The organism is Nostoc sp. CHAB 5715, assembly GCF_020829685.1.
In the GTDB taxonomy this organism is placed as follows: domain Bacteria; phylum Cyanobacteriota; class Cyanobacteriia; order Cyanobacteriales; family Nostocaceae; genus Nostoc.
In genome coordinates, this window is the sequence record NZ_JAIVFR010000361.1 from 1 (window position 1) to 6,746 (window position 6,746).

8 protein-coding genes and 1 pseudogene are annotated in these 6,746 nt (G+C 42.7%); 3 read left to right on the top strand and 6 right to left on the bottom strand.

Annotated elements, in window-relative coordinates; genetic code table 11:
• Positions 1-120 precede the first annotated feature (120 nt).
• A pseudogene (purH, locus tag LC574_RS19985) lies at positions 121-756 on the top strand (bifunctional phosphoribosylaminoimidazolecarboxamide formyltransferase/IMP cyclohydrolase); the annotation flags it as partial.
• Positions 757-1,339: 583 nt separating this feature from the next.
• On the top strand, positions 1,340-1,561 hold the full coding sequence (locus LC574_RS19990; RefSeq protein WP_229455136.1) for an HD domain-containing protein: 222 nt from the start codon (positions 1,340-1,342) through the stop codon (positions 1,559-1,561).
• 69 nt (positions 1,562-1,630) lie between these two features.
• Here LC574_RS19990 and LC574_RS19995 read toward each other — a convergent pair whose 3' ends face one another.
• The 5 genes from LC574_RS19995 to LC574_RS20015 form a co-directional block, all read right to left on the bottom strand.
• Positions 1,631-2,383 (bottom strand): biotin/lipoate A/B protein ligase family protein, encoded by a 753-nt coding sequence (locus tag LC574_RS19995; RefSeq protein WP_229455137.1) that lies wholly within the window; start codon positions 2,381-2,383, stop codon positions 1,631-1,633.
• A 45-nt stretch (positions 2,384-2,428) separates the two neighbouring features.
• A complete protein-coding gene (locus LC574_RS20000) occupies positions 2,429-2,908 on the bottom strand; it encodes a YbjN domain-containing protein (protein ID WP_229455138.1) in 480 nt (159 codons plus the stop codon).
• A gap of 230 nt (positions 2,909-3,138) precedes the next feature.
• Complete coding sequence (locus LC574_RS20005) at positions 3,139-4,089, bottom strand: MoxR family ATPase (RefSeq protein WP_229455140.1); 951 nt, start codon at positions 4,087-4,089, stop codon at positions 3,139-3,141.
• A 204-nt stretch (positions 4,090-4,293) separates the two neighbouring features.
• Positions 4,294-5,388: a DUF4350 domain-containing protein gene (locus tag LC574_RS20010; RefSeq protein ID WP_229455141.1), complete on the bottom strand. Its 1,095-nt coding sequence runs from the start codon at positions 5,386-5,388 to the stop codon at positions 4,294-4,296.
• Positions 5,389-5,492: 104 nt separating this feature from the next.
• Positions 5,493-6,005, bottom strand: a complete 513-nt coding sequence (locus tag LC574_RS20015) for a GNAT family N-acetyltransferase (RefSeq protein WP_229455143.1) — start codon at positions 6,003-6,005, stop codon at positions 5,493-5,495.
• A 269-nt stretch (positions 6,006-6,274) separates the two neighbouring features.
• Between LC574_RS20015 and LC574_RS20020 the strand changes: the two genes are divergently transcribed.
• On the top strand, positions 6,275-6,466 hold the full coding sequence (locus tag LC574_RS20020) for a hypothetical protein (RefSeq protein WP_229455144.1): 192 nt from the start codon (positions 6,275-6,277) through the stop codon (positions 6,464-6,466).
• Between the two features lie 106 nt (positions 6,467-6,572).
• On the opposite strand, the gene LC574_RS20025 is transcribed toward LC574_RS20020, so the two are convergent.
• A complete protein-coding gene (locus tag LC574_RS20025; protein WP_229455146.1) occupies positions 6,573-6,740 on the bottom strand; it encodes an SMC-Scp complex subunit ScpB in 168 nt (55 codons plus the stop codon).
• Positions 6,741-6,746: the final 6 nt, after the last annotated feature.

A 6,746-nucleotide genomic window follows, 5' to 3' on the forward strand; every position in this document is an offset into this window, starting at 1 on the left:
GTGACTTGAATCACCAAGCTAAGGTATAGGATGCTATATGGTGGTTAGGTACTTAACCAGGTGTGGATTATGACTGATGAAATTCAGAAGAAGAGAGCGCAAGTTGTATCAAAGTTAATTTCTGCTTTTGGTGGGATTGTCGCACTCAACCGTCCGATTGATGCAGCTACAGCTAGCGAGTTAACTAAAACATTTTTAGAATGTGTGGTTGCACCAAGTTGTGATGCAGAAGCTCAAGAAATTCTTGCAAAGAAATCTAACGTGCGGGTTTTGACTCTACCTGATTTGAGCAGTGGCCCTAAGGATACAGTAAAAGCGATCGCAGGTGGTTTTCTTGTCCAAGCTAGCGATGACGTGATTGCTGATACCAGTCAATGGCAAGTTGTCACTGAACGTCAACCCACACCCGACGAGTTAGCCGAATTGCTGTTTGCTTGGAAAGTTTGCAAACACGTTAAATCTAATGCCATTGTTGTGACAAGCGATCGCACTACACTAGGAGTAGGTGCTGGTCAAATGAACCGCGTCGGCTCAGTTAAAATTGCCCTAGAACAAGCTCAAGAAAAAGCCAAAGGTGCAACTCTCGCCAGCGATGGATTCTTCCCCTTCGATGATTCTGTGAAAACAGCCGCAGCAGCAGGAATTACAGCCATTGTCCAACCAGGGGGAAGTGTGCGCGATAAAGATTCAATCAAAGCTGCTAACCAACTGGGTTTGGTGATGGTCTTAACTGGTGTACGTCACTTTTTACACTAAATTATTGCTTGTTAGGTGTGCAGTTTACAAAGTGTCACACAATTTGCTTGCTTTTTGATTGAATTAGTGATATGGTTTACTCGTGTGTGAGGAGCAAGTTAAAAATAAAAAGCGTTTGGGGTGGAAACACGGCAACACTCCCAAGCGCTTTTTAATTTGTCAGAAATTAGATTGCTTGTGCAGTTTTGAAAATGTCACTCAAAATACTTGCCATTTGATAGAAGTAGTGATAATGTTTATTTGTGTGTGAGGAGCAAGTTGAGAATAAAAAATGCCTGGGGTGGAAACACGGCAACACTCCCAGGCATTTTTTAATTTATATATAGAAATATAAAAATTGGATTGTAGGTGCAGTTTTGAAAGTGTCACTCAATATACTCGCCTTTTGATAGAAGCAGTGATACTATCTAATTGTGTGAGGAGCAAGTTAAAAATAAAAAGCGTTTGGGGTGGAAACACGGCAACACTCCCAGGCGCTTTTTAATTGGTATGCAGAAAAAGTTCTTGCAGATTCGCCAGAATTATTGAGATAATCACCTAAAGTCCAAAATCCAGTCAACCCCGCTCACAATCAGAAATCTAGGTGCAAATCAATCGGCTGACTCAACAAATTCAGTTCATCATCGAGATTGACCAATTGAAACAAGTGATGCGCCAAACCCTACTCACTGATGGGTCACGCCGGGAAAATAGTGCAGAACATTCTTGGCATTTAGCGGTGATGGCAAGTGTATTAGCAGAATATGCCCCAGAGGGTGTTGATATATTCCATGCCACAGTGCGTTGGGCGGGTTCCCCGACTTGAAGCAACTGGCGCGGCGCAGAGGTCACGGAGGAATGAGAGTTTGAGAGGGTTTTTGCGTAAGTCCTACCATTAAATAACCTGAGAACCAGCCTCCGAAATCGGTTTCGCCAAAATTACTTCCCACTCAGATTGCGAGAGTGGTTTCAACTCTATTTGCATATCAAAACAATTACTAGCTGCGGCAACTAAAGCTGCAATAATCTTTTCTACACTCAGACTTTGAGACAGTTGTACAGTCGTAAAAGATTCTGCACCAAATACTTGATTGAACAGTTCAGCATCCGGTTGCAAACGGATGGAACCATGTTGCAAAATTGCCCCACTACGTCGCAATTGAGCGCTACCAATGAGTTTGCCACCATCTGGCAAAACTAAATCTGCACTGGTAGCAGTACCAAAACAATTAGGGTTGTGGATGTAACTTCGCCCAGCCGTACCGTAATGTAATTCTACGCCAAGCGATCGCCACCCTTGAATCAAAAACTCACAAATTTTTTCGTACACCTGGAGGCGATTACCCGTAAGTCCAGATGTGACTACAGCGTAAGTTAAATCACCTTGGTGTAGCACTGCCCGCCCACCGGTAGGACGCCGCACTAAATCCAGTTTTTGCCCTTGCCAAGTTAAATGTTGCCAATATTCAGGGTATTGACGTTGATGATAGCCGAGAGAAATGGCAGGTGGCGACCAGGTATAAAAACGCAGAGTTGGCGGCTGCTTTCCAGATTGGTGCTGTTCTAGCAACCATAGGTCAATCGCCATCTGCACATTGCCAGCCGCCTCTAGCAAAGGAATTAGTCGCCAAATCTGATTACTATGCATCCGATGCAGCAATAGCCCAATCTAAAATCCAAAATCCAAAATTCCTTAAGTTGCACCAAATTCAGATTGTAAAGCTTCATCGTTGTTATCAGCGATCGTTGCCACAATAGTAATCAGTCGAGACACTTCGCCTGGAGATAATTCCGCTAAGGTGCGTGTTGATATCACAACCACTCGGTTTTCAATAATACCAAAACGCGCTTCAAAAGTGCTAGAGCAGTTTAACTCTAAAAGATACCGCATTAACTTAGGTTCATTTTTGGCAGGTAAATTTAGCACCGCAGACCAAACCGTGATGGTGTCTTCATCAGTTGTCCCGTTGAGTTGGACAAATACTTCCACACTTCCATACTTAAACTTCCAGAGATAACCACCCTCTGGAGTCTGGCTAACCATCGCACTGTCATCTTGTTCCAAAGAATCGATGACATTCTCAATTACCTCCAGATGGTTAATGCTTGCCGTTTCGGCGATTAGCTCATTAATGGATTTGTTACTAGGTATGGTTTCTTGGTAGCTTGTCATAGAGATTTTTTCCTCAACATGCTTGCTGTCTTATCTACACATACTTTATAACTTGTAGACGCAGTTGGTTTGAGCTTCCTTTTGGCCTACTTTCTAAATGCCCAAAGTGTGGGGCTGCATAAGGGATTAGGAATCATATCACAAGTAATTTGCCGGACATGATATCAAGCAAGCGATCGCATTATTTCATGCAAGGTATGGCGGGTTGCCAGTGAACTTAAGCCCCTTTTTCACCTTGGAACTGCTACTTGATTAATTACCGACGCAATTACCGCATCCATTTGTAAACCATCCAGCATTGCTTCTGGTTTCAAAATGAGGCGATGACGTAGCAGGGGCGATGCAACTGCTTTAACATCATCTGGCGTTACAAAATCTCTTCCAGCCAACCACGCTAATGCTTGAGATGTCTGCAACCAAGCACCAGCAGCGCGAGGTGATGCACCCAAAGTTAAATCGGGATATTGACGCGATGTTCTCACCAACGCCAACAAATAATCAACGATCGCTTCTGATACTTTAACCTCTTTGACTGCAAGTCGTGCTTGCAAAATGTCGGCTACTGTTGCGATTGGTTTCAAACGGCTAATATCCAAACGCCGTGCTGCAAAACCCGCCTGACGATTCAGTAACATTTGCTTTTCAGCAGCTTGATCTGGGTAATCTACCACTAGCTTAAATAAAAATCTGTCTAACTGCGCCTCTGGTAAGGGATAAGTCCCCTCAAATTCCAGGGGGTTTTGGGTTGCAATCACCCAAAATAAATCTGGTAAGGGCAAACTTTCACCATCCAATGTTACCTGCATCTCTTCCATCGCTTCTAGTAGCGCCGCTTGTGTCTTGGGAGGAGTACGGTTGATTTCGTCTGCTAGCAGCACTTCGGTAAATATTGGCCCTTTTTTTAAAGTGAAATTGCGGCTATTTAAGTCAAAAATATTTGTACCAATAATATCTGAAGGTAAGACATCTGGTGTTAGTTGAATCCGGCGAAAATCCCCTTGGATTAACTGCGCCAACACTTTTACTAGGAGAGTTTTACCAGTTCCCGGTACTCCTTCCAAAATTACGTGTCCACCCGCTAGCAGTGCTACTAAAAGTTTTTGTATTAGGCTCGATTGTCCGACAATTACTTGATTAAGACCTTGACCAAGGCGAATTAAGATAGGATGAGTTTCGCTCATATTTTTTTATTGATAAATTACTAATGCAGAAATATTATGCATAATTACAAAGGGATTTCTAAGAAATAAACGAACCACAGAGACGAGGCAGTGCGTTGGGCGGGCAATGCCCGACAGCCAAGCAACTGCCGTGGAGAGAAAACAGAGAGAGGATTTTTACATCAGTTTTGGGATATTTTTTATTTGGAAACCCAACAAAATTAATTACGAATTACGAATTAGTCTAATGGTTCGCCATTTCCCCAACCAGCTTAACAGTTCTCGTTCACTGATGGGTTGTTTGCGAGATTGTAGCTTTAAAACTGCATCTAGTTCTGCTGCACTTGCACCTGTTTTTTCTATCCAGAAATTGATCAAGGCTTGATGTTCTAAAGGTATTTGCCCTAATCCCAAGGCTTTTTGGAGTTGTAGTTGTTCTTGTTTACCCACCATCTCTACAACAAAATCGGTGGTATCAGCTTTCTGCAACACTCCCGCTAAAGCTTGGATGTATGCCGAGCTGTTATCTACAACTGGTGTATCTAAAGCTACTGGCTTGCCAAAGCGGCGATTCTGCGCCCAAATTAACACTAATAGCAGGATACCTACCTGCACCACGATTGGAAATACAGCAGTTTTAGCAAAAAAACTAAATAAATCTCCTTCGCTTTCTTTCTTTCTGACATCGGCATCTTTATAGCCGTGGATGTATTCATCGACAAATACTATGTTACCTTTTTCAGTTACTAAACTGGCTAAATACTTGAAATTACTTAAATAATCTTGGTAGGCGTTGGCGGCTAAATAAGGAGTGGTAGAAAAAATCACCTTTCCTTGTTTGTAATTTTCTTCCCAGACAACAGCACCAAAGCGATCGCCTAAATCAACTTGTTTCTGTTTAGCTTTCCGATACCGTCTACGTGTATCAATTTTAATATCACCTTGGGGAGATCTCTGCATAGTGCTAAATTCTGCTTCTGTAACCCGCGCCCACGCACCCAAAATTACCAAAGTATTCCCTTTTTCTACCCATTCACGCTTTTGACTATCCAGCGTCGTCTCCTTTAGATCGCTGCTTACCTGTAGGAAGGTAAAAGGGTTGTTATCTGGCTGAATGTCACTAAAAGGCTTTTGCCAGCGTTTGATAGAAATTCCCTGCTGTTGGATAAAAGCATACCAAGCACCATAACCATCAGAGGCGCGATTATAAGTAGAGCCAGCGTTAATTTTAGTATTATTGGGAGCCGCAAACAAACTAAGTAAAACGATCGCAGCTAGTGCGATCACGGACATCCAAGCAAGGCGATTTGAACGTTTCATCTTCGACTTTCACTATAATCACTGCGTTTCAACATAATTTTAAGTACTATTACTTATTGACAAAAACTCTATAACCTTAACCTCTTACTGATGGGCGTAGCCCATTACGAATTACTTCGATGTTCCATAAACACCACAGGAACTCTGAACAGCCTTTTAGCTAATTGCGAGAATCTAAATTTCCCCTTGAGCGAAGACTTGCCTTTTGTACTGGGAAATTGTGGCAACTCTTCAAAAGATATTGGCACAAAACCAAAGCGACTGTAAAACTGCGCCAATCGTTCACCTAAACATTCAAGATAAAGTGGTTGCGTTGCTGTATTAATCAAATGCTGCGTTAGCAAAGTACCCAAACCGCGACCTCTCCAAGCTGATACAACCACTAAACTACCAAGTTCTTGTGCCCCTGAGAAATGACGTAGCTGTCCACAAGCTACCAGATTGCGTAGGCAATGCCTGCCGTAGGCATCGCATTCAATTACCCAAAATTGCTGCCAATTTAATTGGGTTGGGTCGAGTTTCGCTGAAAACACCAGCAATCGAATCGACCACTGATCCCCAGAGGTTGCCTTGCGAAGCATACACCCAGATGGTAACGATAGACTGCTCTGGTTCATTAATTACACAATGATTAGTTTGTATCACAATCATCACATCATATTATTTACCTAGTACAGGTCGGCGGAAATAAACCTCCCTTAACCATAGAAAGCCTTGTAAGGTTAAAAAACTCTACATTTCTAGATTTTTCTCAGTATACATGAGTAGTAATAAACAATACTTTCGATAGAGGTAGAAATCAGCTATGACTATATCTGGATAGATGCACTCACACTCCTAATCTTCTTAAGATAATGGCAACAATAAAATTATTAGGAATGTAATAATGTCTGAACAACAATCTGGTAGCCAAGAAACTACACCCAGTTCTTCTGGTAATTACGAAACCACTCTTGACGAAAGTAAGCGCAAAACTGGCGATAGTGAAAAGAGCGATGCTAAACCCACTGCTACACCAGAAGCACCTGGAGAGGATGGTATCGCAGGTAGCCCCAATCAAGGAACTGAGTCACGTTAATTGATTTGAAGTTTGCCAAGTTTCAATAATCTACTTGGCTTTTTCTAGTAACCCCGATTTACTAAACTTTGAGTGGATAGTTGTGGTTTATATCACGATTATCCACTCATTTTTGTTGTGTGAGAATCGTTTTTAGGACAATACAGTTCAGTTGCAACTGGTCGAGCGACTCCAGGCCCAGGTCGTCCAGGAACTGGCGCGTGGTCGCAAACAGCGCAGGCCGCCCGGCAGCCTCGCGATGGCCGATGACCTCGACCCAGCCGCGGTCTTCCAACTGCTT